This window comes from Anoxybacillus amylolyticus, from assembly GCF_001634285.1.
Taxonomy (GTDB): Bacteria; Bacillota; Bacilli; order Bacillales; family Anoxybacillaceae; genus Anoxybacteroides; species Anoxybacteroides amylolyticum.
The window spans coordinates 1,520,215-1,539,419 of the sequence record NZ_CP015438.1 but is presented as its reverse complement, the minus strand read 5'-3'; the positions used below and the strand labels follow the sequence as shown (position 1 = coordinate 1,539,419).

General features: G+C 43.8%; 19 protein-coding genes. All 19 read right to left on the bottom strand.

Features of this window, described 5'->3' with window-relative positions; translation table 11 throughout:
- Position 1 precedes the first annotated feature (1 nt).
- Positions 2-1,570 carry a tRNA (N6-isopentenyl adenosine(37)-C2)-methylthiotransferase MiaB gene (miaB, locus tag GFC30_RS07875; protein ID WP_066324020.1) on the bottom strand — a complete coding sequence of 523 codons (1,569 nt, stop codon included), beginning with the start codon at positions 1,568-1,570 and terminating at the stop codon, positions 2-4.
- Between the two features lie 164 nt (positions 1,571-1,734).
- Positions 1,735-2,601, bottom strand: coding sequence for a 2-oxoacid:ferredoxin oxidoreductase subunit beta (locus GFC30_RS07870; protein WP_066324018.1), 867 nt, complete (start codon positions 2,599-2,601; stop codon positions 1,735-1,737).
- Between the two features lie 2 nt (positions 2,602-2,603).
- Complete coding sequence (locus GFC30_RS07865) at positions 2,604-4,340, bottom strand: 2-oxoacid:acceptor oxidoreductase subunit alpha (protein ID WP_066324017.1); 1,737 nt, start codon at positions 4,338-4,340, stop codon at positions 2,604-2,606.
- Between the two features lie 196 nt (positions 4,341-4,536).
- Positions 4,537-5,454 carry a dipeptidase gene (locus GFC30_RS07860; RefSeq protein WP_066324016.1) on the bottom strand — a complete coding sequence of 306 codons (918 nt, stop codon included), beginning with the start codon at positions 5,452-5,454 and terminating at the stop codon, positions 4,537-4,539.
- A 75-nt stretch (positions 5,455-5,529) separates the two neighbouring features.
- Positions 5,530-5,790 carry a stage V sporulation protein SpoVS gene (spoVS, locus tag GFC30_RS07855; RefSeq protein WP_027408762.1) on the bottom strand — a complete coding sequence of 87 codons (261 nt, stop codon included), beginning with the start codon at positions 5,788-5,790 and terminating at the stop codon, positions 5,530-5,532.
- A 114-nt stretch (positions 5,791-5,904) separates the two neighbouring features.
- Positions 5,905-6,699 carry a TIGR00282 family metallophosphoesterase gene (locus GFC30_RS07850; protein WP_066324015.1) on the bottom strand — a complete coding sequence of 265 codons (795 nt, stop codon included), beginning with the start codon at positions 6,697-6,699 and terminating at the stop codon, positions 5,905-5,907.
- Positions 6,700-6,783: 84 nt separating this feature from the next.
- Complete coding sequence (rny, locus tag GFC30_RS07845) at positions 6,784-8,343, bottom strand: ribonuclease Y (protein WP_066324013.1); 1,560 nt, start codon at positions 8,341-8,343, stop codon at positions 6,784-6,786.
- Positions 8,333-8,461 (bottom strand): hypothetical protein, encoded by a 129-nt coding sequence (locus tag GFC30_RS17590; protein ID WP_274520044.1) that lies wholly within the window; start codon positions 8,459-8,461, stop codon positions 8,333-8,335. Before GFC30_RS17590 ends, rny begins: the two co-directional genes overlap by 11 nt.
- Positions 8,462-8,735: 274 nt before the next feature.
- Positions 8,736-9,845: an RNA-guided endonuclease InsQ/TnpB family protein gene (locus GFC30_RS07840; RefSeq protein ID WP_066324006.1), complete on the bottom strand. Its 1,110-nt coding sequence runs from the start codon at positions 9,843-9,845 to the stop codon at positions 8,736-8,738.
- A 12-nt stretch (positions 9,846-9,857) separates the two neighbouring features.
- Positions 9,858-10,256: an IS200/IS605 family transposase gene (gene tnpA / locus GFC30_RS07835; RefSeq protein WP_066324004.1), complete on the bottom strand. Its 399-nt coding sequence runs from the start codon at positions 10,254-10,256 to the stop codon at positions 9,858-9,860.
- Positions 10,257-10,445: 189 nt separating this feature from the next.
- The gene (gene recA, locus GFC30_RS07830) at positions 10,446-11,495 is read right to left on the bottom strand and encodes a recombinase RecA (RefSeq protein ID WP_066324001.1); all 1,050 of its coding nucleotides are present in this window, start codon (positions 11,493-11,495) and stop codon (positions 10,446-10,448) included.
- 258 nt (positions 11,496-11,753) lie between these two features.
- The gene (locus tag GFC30_RS07825; protein ID WP_066324000.1) at positions 11,754-12,998 is read right to left on the bottom strand and encodes a competence/damage-inducible protein A; all 1,245 of its coding nucleotides are present in this window, start codon (positions 12,996-12,998) and stop codon (positions 11,754-11,756) included.
- Positions 12,999-13,013: 15 nt separating this feature from the next.
- The gene (gene pgsA / locus GFC30_RS07820) at positions 13,014-13,592 is read right to left on the bottom strand and encodes a CDP-diacylglycerol--glycerol-3-phosphate 3-phosphatidyltransferase (RefSeq protein WP_066327245.1); all 579 of its coding nucleotides are present in this window, start codon (positions 13,590-13,592) and stop codon (positions 13,014-13,016) included.
- Positions 13,593-13,645: 53 nt separating this feature from the next.
- On the bottom strand, positions 13,646-14,512 hold the full coding sequence (locus GFC30_RS07815; protein WP_066323998.1) for a helix-turn-helix domain-containing protein: 867 nt from the start codon (positions 14,510-14,512) through the stop codon (positions 13,646-13,648).
- A gap of 20 nt (positions 14,513-14,532) precedes the next feature.
- Positions 14,533-15,324, bottom strand: a complete 792-nt coding sequence (locus GFC30_RS07810) for a DUF3388 domain-containing protein (protein ID WP_066323995.1) — start codon at positions 15,322-15,324, stop codon at positions 14,533-14,535.
- Between the two features lie 127 nt (positions 15,325-15,451).
- On the bottom strand, positions 15,452-15,700 hold the full coding sequence (locus tag GFC30_RS07805; RefSeq protein ID WP_066323992.1) for a DUF3243 domain-containing protein: 249 nt from the start codon (positions 15,698-15,700) through the stop codon (positions 15,452-15,454).
- A gap of 74 nt (positions 15,701-15,774) precedes the next feature.
- Positions 15,775-16,488, bottom strand: a complete 714-nt coding sequence (ymfI, locus tag GFC30_RS07800; RefSeq protein WP_066323987.1) for an elongation factor P 5-aminopentanone reductase — start codon at positions 16,486-16,488, stop codon at positions 15,775-15,777.
- Between the two features lie 39 nt (positions 16,489-16,527).
- The gene (gene yfmH / locus GFC30_RS07795) at positions 16,528-17,820 is read right to left on the bottom strand and encodes an EF-P 5-aminopentanol modification-associated protein YfmH (RefSeq protein WP_066323984.1); all 1,293 of its coding nucleotides are present in this window, start codon (positions 17,818-17,820) and stop codon (positions 16,528-16,530) included.
- Positions 17,820-19,097, bottom strand: a complete 1,278-nt coding sequence (gene yfmF, locus GFC30_RS07790) for an EF-P 5-aminopentanol modification-associated protein YfmF (protein WP_066323981.1) — start codon at positions 19,095-19,097, stop codon at positions 17,820-17,822. The genes yfmH and yfmF overlap by 1 nt, the downstream gene beginning before the upstream one ends.
- Positions 19,098-19,205: the final 108 nt, after the last annotated feature.

The following is a 19,205-nucleotide window of genomic DNA, read 5'->3' as shown; positions in this document are numbered from 1 at the left end:
CTTATTTCACCTCAATCGCTTCTTCTACCATTTCCCCGTTCAGTGTCCATGTTTTCGCTTCTGTAATACGCACCTTCACTAGTTTGCCGATCGCTGATTTCGGACCGATAAAGTTGACGAGCTTGTTTTTGCGCGTATAGCCAGCAAGGACATCCGCATTGTTTTTGCTTTCTCCTTCCACTAATACTTCGACAATTTGCCCTTCATATTCCTTCAATTTTTTTGCGGAAATTTCATTCACAAGCGCGTTTAGGCGCTGTAGGCGCTCTTTTTTCACTTCCATCGGCACGTTGTCTTCCATTTTCGCTGCCGGTGTGCCTTCGCGCGGTGAATAAATGAACGTAAATGCTGAATCGAACTCGACTTCGCGATAAAGCGACAACGTCTCTTCAAATTGCTCATCCGTTTCGTTCGGGAAGCCAACGATAATGTCTGTTGTGAGCGCCACTCCTGGAATCGCTGCTTTAATTTTGCGAACAAGCTCTAAATATTGCTCACGCGTATATTTGCGCGCCATCATTTTCAACACTTCGCTGCTTCCGGATTGCACTGGCAAATGAATGTGTTCGACTAAGTTACCGCCTTTGGCGAGCACTTCGATTAAGCGGTCATCGAAATCGCGCGGATGGCTTGTCGTAAAACGAATACGTGGAATGTCAATTTTGCGAAGTTCATCCATCAAATCGCCAAGGCCATAGGTCATATCGGTAAAATCTTTTCCGTATGCGTTTACGTTTTGTCCGAGAAGCGTAATTTCTTGATAGCCTTGCGCTGCTAAATGGCGTACTTCTTGAATGATGTCTTCCGGACGACGGCTTCGCTCTTTTCCGCGCGTATACGGAACGATGCAGTACGTACAAAACTTGTCACATCCGTACATAATATTGACCCATGCTTTAATGTTGCCTTTGCGCACTTTCGGCAAGTTTTCGATGACGTCTCCTTCTTTTGACCATACTTCGACGACCATTTCTTTCGACATATACGCTTCTTTTAAAATGTACGGCAATCGATGAATGTTGTGTGTGCCAAAAATCATATCAACGTATTGGTATTGTTTCAAAATTTTATTAACGACCGATTCTTCTTGTGACATACAGCCGCATACGCCAAGCAACAAGTCTGGGTTGTTTTGCTTCAGTGGCTTTAAATGCCCAATTTCGCCAAATACTTTATTTTCTGCATTTTCACGGATGGCACATGTGTTCAACAAAATGACGTTCGCCTGTTCCGGCCGATCCGTCGGTTCGTATCCAAGCGCCATAAAAATACCTGCCATTACTTCGGTGTCATGTTCGTTCATTTGGCAACCGTATGTGCGAATATAAAACTTGCGTCCGTTCCCCATGCCACGAAACTCTTCCGGAATGGCAAAGTCTTTATGGTATTTGACTTCTTCTTTCCCGCGCTTTTTCGCGTCTTTTAAGCTTGGGGGAATAAACACGGTCGAAAAGTATTTCTCATAATCTTTGCTTGTTTTTTGCTTTAATTCATCCAAAGCGGATTTTTTGTCCGTTGGATAGCCTGTTTGGATTTGTCCTGTTTGTTCTAGTCGTTGTTTTTCGTTCATAACAATCTCCTTTCTTTCAAACAATTGCACACTATCATAGTATATAATTTGTCTGTCTATGAAACAATAGTGTTCACTAAATTGTTCAAGTGAGTACTCGAACAATTCATCATAACAAAAAACTCCTAACCGGACAATGCCCAGTTAGGAGTGAAGTGTTTCCATTACATAAATTCGCCAACAAGCTGATCGAATTTTTCTTTGCTTAATTGTAAATCCGCGTCAACAAGCGGTGTTTGGCTGTACCCGTGAGCGAGGTCTTGGTACGATTTTTGTTCTTTGTTTTGATAAATAAGCCCCGTAACGAGCCCTTTATGTTTCATCAACGTTTGCATTGCCATATCGCGATTCGATGGATCGTACCCTTCGATCGTGCTCAAGCTGACTAAATGTTCTTTGAACCAGTCATACGTGTTCACTTTATTATACGTAACACATGGGCTGAATACGTTAATTAGCGAAAAACCTTTATGTTTAATTCCTTCTTCAATAAGTTGCGTCAACTCTTTTAAGTCGCTCGAAAAGCTCTGCGCCACAAATGTGGCACCTGCACTAATCGCCATTTCCATAATGGAAAGTGCTGGTTCTACTGAACCTTGTGGCGTACTTTTTGTTTTAAATCCAACTTCACTTCGCGGCGATGTTTGCCCTTTTGTTAAGCCGTAAATTTGGTTGTCCATGACGATGTACGTAATGTCGATATTGCGGCGAATGGCATGAATCGTATGCCCCGTCCCGATAGCAAATCCGTCGCCGTCACCACCAGCTGCTATGACCGTTAAATCTCGGTTCGCCATTTTTACTCCTTGCGCAATCGGCAATGCCCGACCATGAATGCCGTGGAATCCGTAGGAATGAATGTAGCCAGAAATCCGCCCTGAGCAACCGATACCAGAAACGATCGCTAGCTGATGCGGCTCTAAGCCAACGTTAGCCGCAGCTCGCTGAATCGCCGCTTGAACAGAGAAGTCACCGCATCCTGGACACCAGTTCGGTTTCACGTCATTACGAAAATCCTTAAACGTCGCCATGATTATAACAACTCCTTGCATTTTGTATAAACTTCATTTGGCAAGAACGGGTTGCCATCGTATTTTAAGATACTTACAATTTTGTGTGCATGTCCAACATTCATTTTTAATAAGCTTGCCAATTGACCTGTTGCGTTTTGTTCTATAACGATTACTTTTTTCGCCGTTTGGACAAGCGGTAACATTTCCTCTGCCGGGAACGGGTGAACGAGGCGAATGTGCGCGTGATTCACTTTTAATCCATCTAATTCAAGGCGCTCCATCGCTTCTTCGATCGCCCCACGCGTCGAGTTAAAACCAACAAGCAACACGTCTGCCTCTTCATGCTTGACTTGTTTATGAACCGGCATATTAAATTTCAAATGTTTCAATTTTCGTAAACGTTTATCCATTTGCGCGATGCGGTTTGCGGCAGATTCAGACGGCTTTCCTGTTTCCGCATGTTCAACCCCTGTGACGTGGTGAATGCCGTTGGGTGTTCCTGGGAGCACGCGAGGGGAAATTCCATCTTCTGTCACTTCGTAACGTTTAAAGTTCTCTTTGCCTAGAAGTAGTGGAAGTTCGCCTGTTACCAATTTGCCGCGACGAATTTCAATTTTATCGTATTCAAGCGGTTCGACCGTTTGTTTTCCAAGCGAAAGCTGTAAATCAGATAAGACGATGACAGGGCATTGATATTCTTCCGCTAAGTTAAACGCTTCGACTGTATCGTAAAACGCTTCTTGGACGGTGCTTGGCGCAATCACAATTTTCGGGATTTCGCCGTGCGTGCCGTAAATCATCGCCATCAAGTCAGATTGTTCTTGCTTTGTTGGCAATCCTGTACTTGGACCACCGCGTTGCGTATTAACGATAACTACTGGCGTTTCTGTCATCCCGGCAAGACCGATTGCTTCCATCATTAAAGAAAGCCCTGGTCCAGCAGACGCCGTTAATGTGCGCACTCCTGCATAGTTTGCACCGATTGCCATCGTACAAGCAGCAATTTCGTCTTCAGTTTGAATGACAGCACCGCCTAATGACGGAAGCTTTTTAATTAAATACTCCATAATTTCCGATGCTGGAGTAATCGGATAGGCAGCCATGAAACGTGCGCCTGCTGCAAGCGCACCAAGCGCGATTGCATCGTTTCCGATCATGAACATTCGCTTTTTCCCGTCGGCTTTTTCAAGCTTCATCGTTTGAATGCTATCACCAAGCTGCTCTTTCATAAACTGAGCGCCTGCTCGAAGCGCTTCCATATTTTTCTCAACAACCTGTTGCCCTTTGCGACTGAAAATTTCCTCCACCACTTCTTGGTAAACATCAATATCAAGGTCGAGCACGGCGCTAGAAGCACCAACAGCAACCATGTTTTTCATAAGTGATGTTCCTAGATTTGTTGCAATATCCGTAAATGGAACCGCATACAAAGTAACATTTGTGCCTTCTGGAATCGTCGGGTTAAACTTCGCATCTGCAAGAACGATTCCGCCATCGCGAAGTTCGTGAAAATTGAAGTCGATCGTTTCTTGGTCGAATGCTACTAATATATCAAGATCATCCGCTACCGAACGAACTTGCGTTGTGCTGACACGAATTTTGTTGTTCGTATGTCCACCTTTAATACGGGAAGAAAAATGGCGGTATCCATACAAATAATACCCTAAGCGGTTCAAAGCAATGGAGAATATTTCCCCTGTACTTTCGATACCTTCCCCTTGTTGTCCTCCAACTTTCCATGAAAGTTGACTAATCATTTCTTACACCCCTTTAAATTCCATCGATTATCGCGTATGGTTTACGATTATAAGTGTAACATTTTTCCGACAAAATCACTAGAATTTCACCTTGTGATTTGTGCAAAAATTTTAGCATATGGGAATATACTAAACGATTCCATTCTAGACCTATCGGAAAAAAAATGCAACCCTTTCTGTCAAAAATCGTTCATATTTATTGCGGCAAGTGGTCATAAAAATTACGAAAGAGAAAACGGTCGACCGTTCTCGCTGCGTACCGTTTTTGCAACTCGTTCACAAGCTTTTCGTAGCCGCGAGTATTTTCTAGCCCGCGCGTCGTTTCATCGATGCCGTCAAAATCAGAACCAAACCCAACGTGCTGTTCTCCACCGAGCGAACAAACGTAGTCTAAATGACGAAGCACATCGGCAATGGAGGCTTGTTTTGTCGTTAAAAAATATGGGACGAATGTAATACCTATCATGCCGTTTTTTTGGATTAACGCGCGAATTTGTTCGTCGCGCAAGTTGCGTGGATGTGGACATAGCGCGTAGGCATTAGAATGAGAAGCAATTGGGAATTCAGCGATTTCAACCGCTTCCCAAAACGCTTTTTCGGATAAATGAGAAACATCTGTCCATCGCTTCGCCTCGTTTAATTGCGCAATCACTTGTTTTCCAAAACGGGTTAACCCTGCCCCGCGCTCTTCCCATGCTCCGTCCGCGACAGCATTTGCCCAATTCCATGTCAATCCGACCGACATGACGCCAAGCCGAAGCAATGTTTTTAATTTGACAAGGTTCGTTCCAATTGCCTCGCATCCTTCTAACGTGAGCATCGCCCCGATTTCATCGTCTGCCAATGCATCGATGTCTGCTTTCGTTTGGACGAATTTAATCGCTGGAAAGTGACCAATAATATGCTCGAAAAATAAGTCAACCATTTCAAGCGCCACCGTAAACCGCGCTTCTTCCGAGATATATTCTGGAATATAAATGGCGAAACATTGCACTTTGCTTTTTGTTTTTGCTAGTGACTGGAACGTCACGTGAAGCTCTTGGCTATCCGCAAACGAAAGGGATCGATTTTTCCATAATTTCATTAATGCATCACAATGTGCATCAAAAATCATGAAGCAACACCTCTATCTATTAAAATAAAATAACCTGTTTGAAAAGACAAACAGGTTATGCTATCGGTGAATGAATTAGCGAGGCTCGACAATTAATTTAATTGCTGTCCGCTCTTCGCCATCGATAATGATATCTGTAAATGCAGGAATACAAATAAGGTCTACTCCGCTCGGTGCCACAAATCCTCGTGCGATCGCTACGGCCTTAACGGCTTGGTTTAATGCACCTGCGCCAATCGCTTGGATTTCGGCAGCTCCGCGTTCGCGCAATACCCCAGCAAGTGCACCAGCTACAGAGTTCGGGTTCGACTTTGCTGAAACTTTTAATATTTCCATTCCTGGTTCCTCCTTAATTTCTGCAATGATGAGTTCAATGTTACTATATTCACTGTTTTGACAAGTATTCCTGCTAGGGTAGAAAATATTTTTCAAAAATTCTTAAAAAGTGAACTATTCAAAATAAGGGTGGTCATCGTTAATAAGCATTCTTTCAATCTTTTTTGCTTTCCCTGTTTTTTCATCTATTTCAATCAAAACGGCGCTTAGTTGGCCTCTTCCTTCTGCCACCTCAAAACGAACGGGAAGCGATGTTAAAAATTTCCGCAGCACCGCTTCGCGATCGACCCCTAAAATACCATCGTAGGGGCCGGTCATACCGACATCTGTCATGTATGCTGTACCTTTCGGTAAAATGCGGGCATCTGCTGTTTGGACGTGCGTATGCGTGCCGATGACAGCGGAAACACGTCCGTCTAAATGCCATCCCATCGCCTGTTTTTCGCTTGTTGCTTCCGCGTGAAAATCCACAAAAATAATCGGCGTTCGCTGCATTGCTTCCGCAACCAATTCGTCGGCTTTACGAAACGGACAATCAATGGCCGGCAAAAACGTCCGTCCTTGCAAATTAATGACCGCTACTTCCCCATGTTCTGTCGCGATATAAACAATTCCTTTTCCAGGCGTTCCAATCGGCAAATTCGCGGGCCGGACTAACGCTTTTGCTTCATCGATAAACTCAAAAATGTCTCGATTGTCCCATGCGTGATTTCCTAACGTGACCGCATGCGCCCCTTGTTCTAAAAATCCGCGATAAATTTTCCCAGTAATTCCTTTTCCGCCAGCCGCGTTTTCCCCGTTAAGAATAATGACGTGTGGCTTATGTTTTGTTTTTAGTTTTGGGAGATATTGTTCGACCATTTTTCGTCCCGGTGCTCCGACGACATCTCCAATAAACAACAATCTCATCGTCTAACCCTTTCTACACGTAAAGTTTTGCTAGTTCAAGTTTGGCACAAAATCGAAAAAAAATAAAGTGGCAGTATCGCCACTTTATTTCGCGTACTCTACCGCTCGCGTTTCACGAATGACGGTAATTTTAATATGTCCTGGGTAATCGAGCTCTTCCTCAATTCGTTTACGAATGTCGCGCGCTAATCGATGTGCTTCGAGATCGTCGATCGCATCTGGTTTTACAATGATGCGCACTTCTCGACCTGCTTGAATTGCATATGATTTTTCAACGCCTTCATACGATTCCGCAATTTCTTCAAGCTTTTCAAGGCGGCGAATATAGTTTTCCAACGTTTCGCTTCTTGCTCCAGGTCTTGCCGCCGACAACGCATCCGCTGCTGCAACAAGCACAGCGATAATGGATGTTGGCGCCGTATCGCCATGGTGAGAAGCGATGCTATTGATGACAACCGGATGTTCCTTATATTTCGTTGCCAACTCAACACCGATTTCGACATGGCTTCCTTCCACTTCATGGTCAATCGCTTTGCCGATGTCATGAAGAAGACCAGCTCGTCTTGCAAGCATTTCATCTTCTCCTAGCTCTGCTGCCATTAACCCTGCAAGAAATGCCACTTCCATCGAATGTTTTAGCACGTTTTGCCCGTAGCTTGTCCGGAATTTCAAACGTCCTAAAATTTTAATTAAGTCAGGATGCAAGCCATGCACGCCTACTTCAAACGTCGTCTGTTCTCCGACTTCGCGAATGTGTTCATCCACTTCGCGCCTTGCTTTTTCAACCATCTCTTCGATTCGTGCCGGATGGATACGTCCATCTTGGACAAGCTTATCTAAAGCAAGTCTAGCCGTTTCGCGACGAATTGGATCAAAGCCGGATAAAATCACCGCTTCTGGTGTATCATCGATAATTAAATCGATGCCCGTTAGCGTTTCTAACGTCCGAATATTGCGACCTTCACGGCCAATAATGCGACCTTTCATTTCATCGTTCGGCAAGTTGACAACCGATACGGTTGTTTCTGCCACGTGATCCGCCGCACAGCGCTGAATCGCCATAGATAAAATTTCTTTCGCTTTTTTATCTGCTTCTTCTTTTGCACGTGTTTCTGCCTCTTTAATCATCATCGCAATTTCATGCGAAAGTTCTTTCTCGACACGCTCTAAAATAATTTGACGTGCTTCTTCGCGCGTTAAGCTAGAAATACGCTCTAGTTCTGCTTGTTCTTTTTGAACGAGCTCTTCCACTTTGCTTTCCATCTCTTCAATATGCTGTTGTCTTTTGTTAAGTGTTTCTTCTTTTTTCTCTAAAAGCGCCTCGCGTTTGTTTAACGCGTCATCTTTTCGGTCGAGATTCTCTTCTTTTTGCAATAACCGGTTTTCTTGTTTTTGCAGTTCGCTGCGACGATCGCGGATATCGCGTTCCGCTTCTGCCCGAAGTTTATGAATCTCATCTTTCGCCTCAAGAAGCGCTTCTTTTTTTAGTGCGTCTGCTTCCCGTTTTGCTTCTTCAAGAATTTGGTTAGCCGCCACTTGGGCACCACCAATTTTCGCTTCTGCAATCGATTTACGAACAAAAAAGCCAACAACTGCACCCACGACTAGACTAAGCAAAGCGGAGATGATTATATTAACACCCATCCTTTTCACCTCCTCTTGCTATAAACTTGTTTGTTGCTTCATGAATGTCGGCAATCGTTACCATTTCCACATACAGCGAAAAGGCTTTTGTTTTTGCTGACGGCGTCAAAATGTTCATCAAAAACAACAAGCGCTCCCGCTCTGTACGCCCGATTCAAAGTGTTCCACCTTTTAAAGGATGAAACCCGGACCTTCATTTTTTCTAAAATATACATGTTCATTTTAAAGGCGATAACATTTATTGTCAAGATAATAAGCATTACAATATAACAGAATGGTGACATGCTCCCACCACCTACGCTTCGCTTAGAGGTGGGGCTTCTCAGGTAATCCCATCTCATGACGGGAAGTTGACTGAGCGATCCCCGTGTGTCCCACGGTTCGAGGACAAGTTAGGCTATCGCTAATCGTTTCATGCCCTCATGTTTGATATTGATTGCCGCATTGACGTCCCTGTCGCTCTCGAATCCACATTCACAGCGGAATGTACGCTCAGAAAGCGATAAAGATTCCTTTACTTGACCGCAACATGAACAAGTTTTAGATGACGGAAACCACTTATCTATTTTGATAAGCTTTTTCCCTTGCTCCTCTAACTTGTATTGGAGAAATGTCGTGAACATCCCCCAGCCGTTGTCATGAACGCTCTTGCCGAAATTCAGAACTTGCGACATCCCTTTCATGTTGAGGTCTTCGATGACCACGCAATCATAAAGTTTCGCTAATTGGTGCGACTCCTTATGCAGAAAGTCTTTTCGTTGGTTCGCCATTTTTTCATGTAGCTTTGCAATTTTCAGACGCTGTTTATGCCAACGATTAGACCCTTTCTTTCGGCGTGATAATATCCGTTGTTCTTTCGCTAATTTTTCCAATGCTTGCCGATAGAAACGAGGATAATTGGCTCTCTTACCCTCGCTATCGACATACAGCGTATTCATGGAAAAATCAAGCCCACCAACCGTTTGTATTTCTTTGGGGACAGGTTGATGTTCGTATTCGGTGAGAATAGAAACATAGTATTTTCCTGTTTTTGTTTTCGTGATCGTACAAGCCTTGATGATATGGTGGGCAGGAATCTCCCGATGTTGCTTGAACTTGACCCATTTCCGTTTGGGTAACTTGATATAGCCATCTGAAAGTTGAATATTGCCATTGACCACATTTGTGGTGTACGACTGTTTCGCCTTGCGGTTTTTGAACTTTGGAAATCCAGCACGACCCGAAAAGAAATTTTGAAACGCTTTCTGCAAATTCAATTGGGCGTTTGCCAGCGCAAGGCTATCCACTTCTTTAAGCCAAGGAAACTCCTTTTTGTACTTGGCAGGGGTCGGAAATGTTTGTTTTTTCAAAGCTTCTTTGTCGTCTTTGAACTTTTCATAAATTTGTATGCGTTCTTCAAGCATTTTGTTATAAACGAAACGGACACAACCGAAGGTTTTGGCAAGCAGCTGTTCTTGTTCTTTTGTTGGGTACAAGCGGAACTGATAGACTTTGTTTACCATATCGACACCACATCACTTCATCCCTTGATTTTCTATATATTTTTTTATTACTTCAAGGGGGGCACCGCCCGTTGTAAGCAGGAAAAAACCTCTTGACCAAAAATATTCTTTCCACAGTTTTCTTTTCACTTGCGGAAAATGCTTTTTAATCAGTCGAGAACTTGCACTTTTATAGACATTGATAAACTTTGATAGTTCACTATTCGGATGTGCTTTGAACAAAATATGCACATGGTCCATATCGTGATTCCATTCGACCAAGGAAATATTGTAATTTTTCCCCAATCTCACAAACATATCTTTTGCATAGTCAGATATGGTATCATCAATCACTTGTCTGCGATATTTTACAACCAGAACAAGATGATAATACATCGGGAATACTGAATGGTTATTATTGTCTAATTTCATTGATACAACAGCCTTTCATTTTTCTAAGACTGATTATATCATAACACAAAAAAAGAAACAACTCATACCTACGCCTCACCGAAATTCATCTCCCACTTTCACTTCGTTTAGAAGTGGGAGACTTCTTTCGGAAAGATGTTAAAAAAATAAGAACAGACCACGTTTTTTTACGGTCTGTTCTCATTTTCTTTATTCTTCGAAAAAGTCGAGTTCGTCTTGTTGGTCGTTTGCTGTGCTTGCTACACGCACTGCGTCTACACCATAATGGTCGCGAATTTCTTTCGCAATTTCCTCTGCAATATGCGGGTTTTCTTTTAAAAACTGTTTGGCATTTTCGCGGCCCTGGCCAAGACGTTCGTCTTTATACGAATACCATGAACCGCTCTTTTGAATAATGTCAAGTTCAGAACCCATGTCAATAATTTCACCTTCGCGAGAAATTCCTTCGCCATACATGATATCAACATCAGCAGTTTTAAATGGAGGGGCAACTTTATTTTTTACTACTTTAATTTTCGTTTTGTTTCCAACCATATCATTGCCTTGTTTGATTTGTTCAGCACGGCGCACTTCTAAACGAACGGAAGCGTAAAACTTGAGCGCTCTTCCCCCCGGGGTTGTTTCCGGGTTTCCAAACATCACTCCTACTTTTTCGCGAATTTGGTTAATAAAGATAGCAATTGTTTTCGATTTGTTGATCGCGCCAGAGAGTTTCCGTAGCGCTTGTGACATTAAACGTGCCTGCAAACCGACATGGGAGTCGCCCATATCCCCTTCGATTTCCGCTTTCGGAACAAGCGCTGCCACTGAATCAATAACGATAATATCTACCGCACCGCTTCTGACAAGCGCCTCTGCAATTTCGAGCGCTTGTTCTCCTGTGTCCGGTTGGGAAAGGAGCAATTCGTCGATATTGACGCCTAGGTTTTTAGCATATATTGGATCAAGCGCATGCTCTGCGTCAATGAACGCTGCTTGGCCGCCTTGTTTTTGTACTTCTGCAATCGCATGAAGGGCAACGGTCGTTTTCCCTGAAGATTCTGGTCCATAAATTTCGACGATTCGTCCTCGCGGATATCCGCCCACACCTAAAGCGATATCGAGCGCAAGCGAGCCGCTTGAGATGGTGGAAATTTGCCGTTCAGCTTGCTCCCCAAGTTTCATAATCGAACCTTTACCAAACTGCTTTTCAATTTGCTTGAGCGCCTGTTCCAAGGCCGCTTGGCGGTCTTGATTCATTTTCTATTCCTCCTTATCGGTTACTACCTACTACTATATCGCGTTTTCTGTCCTTTGCCAAGAAAAAAACGAACATCCATTCGTTATTTTTTATGGTTCATCACCACAACATGTGCTTGACAAGCGATACGTTCTCCTGAACAAGGATGTGCAAAAATTATTGATTTACTCAAGCGTAAGTGGGGCATGTTATGAAAAAATCAAGTACAACTTTTGGTGAAGAGCCTTTTTTATGTTTCTTATGGAAAAAACAGCCACCTATACGGCGGCTGCTAATCGCTTAAGCACTGCAAAACAACCATATTTAATGGCGCGCGTGCGAATCGTTTCTCGGTCGCCAGCAAGCATAAGAGCATGCACTTCTGTTTCCTGTCCTGCGGTTGCTATACCGATATATACCGTGCCTGCTTGCTTTCCTTCGAGCGGATCTGGTCCTGCCACGCCGGTAAAACTAATACCGATGTCTGCTTGGCAAACGTTGCGCACATGCTCTGCAAGGAGCTTAGCGCATTGCTCACTGACGGCTCCCGCTGTTTCCAATATTTCAGAAGGGATGAACAACACTCGTTCTTTTACTTCATTCGTATAACAAACAATCCCGCCTTTCACCGCTTTCGAGGCGCTAGGAATGACCGTCAGTTCAGCTGTAAACCGACCGCCCGTTAAGCTTTCTGCCGCTGCAATCGTCTTTCCGTGCGCGTTTAACCGTTCCATCAGTTTTGTAAACAGTGTATCTTCATTATAGCCATATAAATATTGGCCGACCCGTTTGACAATCGCCTGTTCTGTTTCATCCAGTAGCTTTTGCGCCTCAATAGCGGACGAATGCTTCGCTGTTAGCCGCAATGTCACTTCCCCATCGCCAGCTAGCGGTGCAATCGTCGGATTGGATTGTCGCTCCAGCAAATCTTCAATTTCCGTTTCTAGCTGTGACTCCCCAATGCCAAAAAAGCGCAGCACGCGCGACTCGATGCGTTCATGCTGCTTTAGCTTTCCAAGCAAAAACGGGCGAGCATAGCGAATAAACATCGGGTTCATTTCTTTTGGCGGACCTGGAAGCAACATATACGTTATACCGTCTACGGTTAATGCCATCCCTGGCGCCATCCCATAGTCGTTTTTCAATACGACCGAACCGCTTAACACGAGCGCCTGCTTTTTATTGTTTTCCGTCATCGTCCGCTTTGTACGAGCGTAATATGCTTCAATCGAACGAAGCGCTTCTTCATCGATTACAAGCTCCCGCTTTACTATGCGCGCAATTGTCTCCTTCGTCAAGTCATCTTTCGTCGGACCGAGCCCACCGGTAAAAATAATTAAATTTGCCCGAGTTTGTGCAATGTTCACCGCCTGTTCTAGTCGGTGGACATTGTCGCCGACAACCGTATGAAAATAAACGTTAATCCCTAACTCGGCTAGTTGCTGCGACAAAAATTGTGCGTTCGTATTCGCAATTTGTCCAAGCAACAATTCTGAACCGACCGCAATCAATTCGGCATTCACATAATCCATCCCCTTTTATTTCGAATGCAAAAACGCGTGTTTGTTTTTCGCGAAATAATCCCATCCTGACCAAATGGTAAAAATAACAGCCACCCATAGCGCTAAATCGGCAAACGGAAACGAAAAGTAAGCAAACGGCCAATTGTGAAGCAATAGTGCCGAAATCGCAACAATTTGCGTCCACGTCTTAATTTTTCCAAGCATGTTCGCTGCCACTACTTCCCCTTCTCCCGCCAATACAAGCCGAAGACCTGTCACCGCAAACTCGCGGCTAATAATGACAATGACCATCCATGCCGGCGCATAATGCAGCTCAACAAGCACAATGAGGGCTGCCGACACAAGCAATTTATCCGCAAGCGGATCTAAAAACTTCCCTAAATTTGTTATAAGTTGGTATTTTCGAGCATAATACCCATCTAACCAATCGGTCGCAGATGCAATAATAAAAATCGCTGCGCCGACAAGATGAGTGACGGGAACAGACTCCGTTCCCATATCAACAGTGCCCCAATGAAACGGCACAACCATCACAAGTAAGAAAAGAGGGATAAGCGTAATACGTGCTACTGTAATTTTATTTGGCAAATTCACCATTAATACCTCCGCTGTCAAACATGTAAAAGTCATCTAAACGAATAGATGACTTACGACTTTTTCACGATAAACTTCAGTTTTTGATACACTACTTTGGTCGGATCGATTGGGTACGTAAACAGCTGTCCGTTCACTTTTATTTCCACATCTAACGTCCGTCCGATTTTCACAACCACTTCCGTTTCCGATGTTAAATCAAACGATTGTGTTTGTCCATTTTGCAACGTTCCTTTATAAAACGAATGACCTTTCCCGTTAAATACTTCCACCCACGAAGCGCCTTTTGACGTAAGCTCTAGTTGGAATTGGCTAGCAGTCACTTCAATCGTTGCGGTATTTCCTTTCGTTTCGGTTACCGCTAAAGTAGTAGCAGTTGATTCGTTCGTCTTGTTTTCTTCTTGCTGTTTTTCCTCTTCTTTCTTTTGTTTTTGTTTCTCGACCGCTTTTTCAAGTGGAGAATTTTTCGACTGCTCCACTTCTGTTGAGCTATTCGTCGTCTGTGGGTTCGGCTCTTCGGTGGCGCTTCGGCTTTGCAAAAACATCCAAACCATCACTGCCACACCAATCAGAGCTACAGCCACCAACACTTTCGGCAACAAAGCAAGCCACTTATCATATTTCGTCGTTAGTTGTTGTCGGCTTTTCACGCGGGAAAGCTGTTCCGGCAATTCATCGTGCTGCGTCGCCGGAATTTCGTGTGCATATTCATGGAAAATTTCCTCGGCATCTAGCCCGACTGCTTCTGCGTATTGTTTAATAAATGCGCGCACATAAAAGTTACCCGGCATGATCGCGTAATTTCCTTCTTCAATGCCGATTAGATAGCGCTTTTGAATTTTTGTCATTTGTTGCAGTTCATCCAAACTGATTTTTTTCGCTTCTCTCGCCTCTTTTAACCGTTTCCCTAGCTCTGTCAACGATAACACCTTCCATTTTGTTAAAAGTCAAACCCCGAAAATCCGTCAGGCGAAAACAACGACTGTTGCTCGACGACATCGTATGTAATTTCTTCGGATGGATGGTTACGTAGTTCAATAATATAGTCAAAATCATCAAGCGTATACTCTGTGTGGCGCACAAAAATATCCGGATGCTCGACAACTTTTGTTGCTTCTAAACGCATCAGCTCACGAATCAGCTGCCAATGCCGTTCATTGGCGCGGCGCGTCGAAACGATTCCGTCAATGATAAAAATATTATTTTCGCTATATTCGTCTTCAATGAGTTGGCTGCGAACCGTCTGCTTAATGAGCGTCGATGAAACAAAAAGCCATCGTTTATTCGCACAAACACTCGCAGCAACAATCGATTCCGTCTTTCCGACGCGCGGCATACCGCGAATCCCAATAAGTTTATGCCCTTCTTGTTTGAAAATCTCTGCCATAAAATCGACTAAAAGTCCAAGTTCATCCCGAACAAACCGAAATGTCTTTTTATCGTCCGCATCGCGCTGAATGTAGCGACCGTGCCGCACGGCTAGACGGTCGAGCAACTTTGGCTGTCTTAGCTTTGTAATGGTTATGTTATCCATTGTTCGTAAAATCGATGCAAGCCGCTCAATTTGTTCGTTATTGTCGCAACGCAACAACATACCACGGCGGGAATCATGAACACCATTAATCGTGACAATATTAATGGACAGCATCCCTAGTAGTGACGAAATATCCCCTAACAATCCTGGGCGATTAATGTGAATTTCATATTCTAAATACCACTCTTGCTTCCCCATCCTATTCCCTCCCTTGCCGAAGGAGACACGTATCATATGATAAGTTCATACTACTATAATATCAATAAGAAACGCAACAGAAAAGGGAACGTTTCTTGTCCATGAAAAAAGAGAGGAATGCCCTCTCTTATTTTTGTTGCACTAATTTTACCATCATGTTCGCAATCGCGTGTTGTTCGCGCTCATCCGCTACGCTCCATAAGTCGGAAAGCAATCGTTCTTCAGGTGTTTTCGGGTCAACTTGTTTTGCTAGATAGTCCCCGATTTGATACGCAACATCGGAGATCACTTCTTGGTTTAATCCCTGTTGCTTTGCCTGTTGCAAGCGATCGCCTAAAAAGTCTTTCCATTGATCGAAGTTGTCTAATACAGACATATTCTCCCTCCTCTATTCAGTTTCATGTATAGTTTGCCGTCTTCGCGCCAAAATATACGTTCTTTTTTCTCTAGCTAACAATACCATCCTCCGTTGACGCTGATGATTTGCCCTGTAATGTAAGAGGCAGCATCGGAAAGTAAAAATGACACTGTTTGCGCCACTTCGTTCGGTTCACCGATGCGACCGAGCGGGATGTCTTCTGCCATCTGTTGTAACTCTGTTTCACTAAATGATTGTAACATCTCTGTCCGAATCGCACCCGGCGCAACGGCGTTCACGCGAATACCGCTTGGCGCCAACTCTTTTGCCAATGCTTTTATAAGCGTATTTTGTCCACCTTTCACCATCGAATATACGACTTCGCACGACGCTCCTGCCAGCCCCCAAATGGAAGAGATGACGATAATATTGCCGCTTTTTTTTCGAATCATCGACGGAAGCAATTTTTTCGTGATAAGTACCGGAGAAGTAAGGTGAAGTTGCACCATGCGCTGCACCTCTTCATCGGTCATATCGGTAATAAGCCCATAATAACTATTACCACTGACATGAACAATAGCATCAAGCGGACGGTCAATTTGCCCGACAAGTTGCTCTGCCCCGTCTCGTGTTGCTAAATCTGCTCGAATAGCAGTGCTCCATACTCCTAGCTCCTCGCATAACGATTCGACACGCAATTTGTTTCGATAGTAATGCAAAAAAAGCCCATACCCGTCTCGTGCAAGCTGTCGAGCAATACTCATCCCGATTCCCCCACTTGCACCAGTAATTAATGCATATTTCACGTTACCCCCCCTAAAAAAGCATCCTTTCAAAAAGGATGCTCACATGCTTGCTTTCGGAACGATCTGACAGACGGCTAACTGTGATTCATGAAAACATTCGTCCACCACTTCTCTCACATCATCGACTGTTAACGATTGTAACACTTTCGCAACTTCAAACAAACTCGTTTCGTGAAATGCATAGCGTGTAAATTGGTTTGCGATATATTCCGGAGAATTTAATGCGCGTAAAAATGCCCCAATTTTTTTCTTTTTTACTCTTTCTAACGCTTCCGCTGTCAACGCAGATGGTTCAAACGACAAAATCATTTGCTTCAGTTCTTCGGAAAGGCGGTCAGGGTCGCTCGTATCCCCGCCGACAATTGCAAATCCGAACGACTCTTCTTCCGTATAGTCATACGCAAACGTTTCGTCAATAATCCCCGCTTGGTAGAGCCGCTCATAATGCGAAGAGCTCTTTCCGAACAAATAATCGAGCAACACGTTCATTGCCAATTCATGTGTCAGCTTTTCTTTTCCTTTGGAAACAACGTGCTTTGCTTTTATGCCCACTAAACATTTGCTCGTTTGTACGTGCATCGGAATGACACGACGTGGGGTGGCTACCTCTTTTGGTTCTTCGTATACGTATCGTTGGATCGGCTCTGGAGATGGAAACGTTTTTTTCGCTTGATTGCGGCGAATTTGTTCCATCATCGCTTGCTCGTCGATTGGTCCAACAATAAATAGAAGCATATTGCTCGGGTGATAAAACGTTTCATAACATTCGTAGAGCAATTCTTTCGTAATGTCCGCAATCGATTCAACCGTCCCTGCAATATCAATTTTCACTGGGTGATGATGATAAAGGCTTTCAATCACCCCAAAATAAAGACGCCAATCTGGGTTGTCATCGTACATGCGAATTTCTTGCCCAATAATCCCTTTTTCTTTTTCAACCGTTTGTTCCGAAAAATAAGGGGATTGAACGAAATCGATTAACGTTTCGACATTTTTTTCGACATCAGACGTACTCGAAAACAAGTACGCGGTTCTCGTAAATGAAGTAAACGCATTAGCTGATGCCCCTTGTTTGCTAAACTGGTGAAACACATCTCCGTCTTCTTTTTCAAACAACTTATGCTCAAGAAAATGGGCGATGCCGTCCGGGACGCGCTTCATCTCCGTTTTCCCACGCGGAACGAATTGATTATCGACCGAGCCGTATTTTGTCGTAAACACGGCGTACGTTTTGTTAAACGCTTTTTTTGGCAACAAATAGACATCGAGTCCATTCGGCATTTTTTCATAATACAATTGCTCTTGCAATTGGTCATAAACGATTTTCTCCATTATTTTCCCTCCATTCCAGTGAGGAAATAAATCGTATCAAGTTCCACTTTTTCTGCGACGCGAATGACGGCTTCTCGTGATACATCTTCGATTTTCGCAAGCCATTCCTCGACTGGGCGCTTTCGAGCGGATATGACGTTATGGTATAGTACTTCAACAAGCCCTCTTGGTGTATCGAGCGTTTCAAGCAACTGATTGCGAATGACGGCTTTCGTCTGCGCCATTTCCTCATCTGTAAAATCGCCTTGCTTCATCGCCTTCATCTGTTCATGAATAATATGAAGCGCCTTTTCGTAGTTTGTTGGTTCGATACCAGTCATTACCATTAATAACCCTTTATGGCTTTCAAGTCGAGAAGCGGCATAATACGCAAGGCTCGCTTTTTCTCGTACGTTAATAAACAGCTTGGAGTGGGAAAACCCACCGAAAATGCCGTTAAATTGCTGAAGTGCATAATAATCGTCGTCTTCATACGTAATGTGCGTACGGTAGCCAATGTTTAGCTTGCCTTGCTTAACGTCTTGCTTTTCGACCACTTGCCGAACATCGATGACCGTTTTTGGTTGTGTAGTGACAAGTGAGACAGTTTGTGCCGAACGGCTTGGAAACGAAAAATGGGAACGAATCATTTCTAACGTGTGCACTTCTTCGATATCGCCGATGACGTATAAATCAATTTCATCCTCTCGTAACACTTTTTCATAGTATGCAAACAAACTTTCTGGCGTAATCGCCTCAATATCTTCTAGCCGACCGTGAACATGCAGCGCATACGGCTCATTTTGACACATTTCTTCGACGAGGCGCAAGTTCGCATAGCGCATTTTATCGTCATATACCGATTGAATGCGCTGCTTTAACGCCCGCTTTTCTTGTTCGACAATTTGTGAAAAGAACCGCCCGTTTTCTAATGCAGGGCGAAGAACGATATCGCTTAATAATGAAATGGCTTCGTGAAGCAGCGGCATCTGTTCCGATAAAAATTTTTCATTCGCCACATCTAGGCGAATCGTCATCACATGGTGTTCTCCTTTTTTCATTAAATCGACGTTTAACGTTGCCCCATATAAGTCATCTAAATACGTACGAAGCGCCTTCATCGTCGGGTAGTTTGCCGTTCCGCTTTGCCATACGTACGGCAAAAGTGCACGCATCGTCACTGTTTCTTTTGCGAGCGGTGCTTTTAATTTCAAAACCAACGTAGTCGTTTTATATTTATCGGTCGGTAATAAATGCACGCGAACTCCTTGTATCGTTGTTACATGTTCTTGAATCAACTAAATCCCTCCCTTTATTTATGTTACTATTTCCTACTCTTCGTTGCCTTATCATCAATATACCGTTTTCTGAGCAGAAAATGCAAAAAAGAACCCGACGAAATGTCG

What these genes read in the sequence shown, in the direction of transcription:
- miaB (WP_066324020.1), bottom strand. Translation starts at nt 1,570, where the DNA reads ATGAACGAAAAACAACGACTAGAACAAACAGGACAAATCCAAACAGGC.
- GFC30_RS07870 (WP_066324018.1), bottom strand. Translation starts at nt 2,601, where the DNA reads ATGGCGACGTTTAAGGATTTTCGTAATGACGTGAAACCGAACTGGTGT.
- GFC30_RS07865 (WP_066324017.1), bottom strand. Translation starts at nt 4,340, where the DNA reads ATGATTAGTCAACTTTCATGGAAAGTTGGAGGACAACAAGGGGAAGGT.
- GFC30_RS07860 (WP_066324016.1), bottom strand. Translation starts at nt 5,454, where the DNA reads ATGATTTTTGATGCACATTGTGATGCATTAATGAAATTATGGAAAAAT.
- spoVS (WP_027408762.1), bottom strand. Translation starts at nt 5,790, where the DNA reads ATGGAAATATTAAAAGTTTCAGCAAAGTCGAACCCGAACTCTGTAGCT.
- GFC30_RS07850 (WP_066324015.1), bottom strand. Translation starts at nt 6,699, where the DNA reads ATGAGATTGTTGTTTATTGGAGATGTCGTCGGAGCACCGGGACGAAAA.
- rny (WP_066324013.1), bottom strand. Translation starts at nt 8,343, where the DNA reads ATGGGTGTTAATATAATCATCTCCGCTTTGCTTAGTCTAGTCGTGGGT.
- GFC30_RS17590 (WP_274520044.1), bottom strand. Translation starts at nt 8,461, where the DNA reads ATGAACATTTTGACGCCGTCAGCAAAAACAAAAGCCTTTTCGCTGTAT.
- GFC30_RS07840 (WP_066324006.1), bottom strand. Translation starts at nt 9,845, where the DNA reads ATGGTAAACAAAGTCTATCAGTTCCGCTTGTACCCAACAAAAGAACAA.
- tnpA (WP_066324004.1), bottom strand. Translation starts at nt 10,256, where the DNA reads ATGAAATTAGACAATAATAACCATTCAGTATTCCCGATGTATTATCAT.
- recA (WP_066324001.1), bottom strand. Translation starts at nt 11,495, where the DNA reads ATGAATCAAGACCGCCAAGCGGCCTTGGAACAGGCGCTCAAGCAAATT.
- GFC30_RS07810 (WP_066323995.1), bottom strand. Translation starts at nt 15,324, where the DNA reads ATGGGGAAGCAAGAGTGGTATTTAGAATATGAAATTCACATTAATCGC.
- GFC30_RS07805 (WP_066323992.1), bottom strand. Translation starts at nt 15,700, where the DNA reads ATGTCTGTATTAGACAACTTCGATCAATGGAAAGACTTTTTAGGCGAT.
- yfmH (WP_066323984.1), bottom strand. Translation starts at nt 17,820, where the DNA reads ATGGAGAAAATCGTTTATGACCAATTGCAAGAGCAATTGTATTATGAA.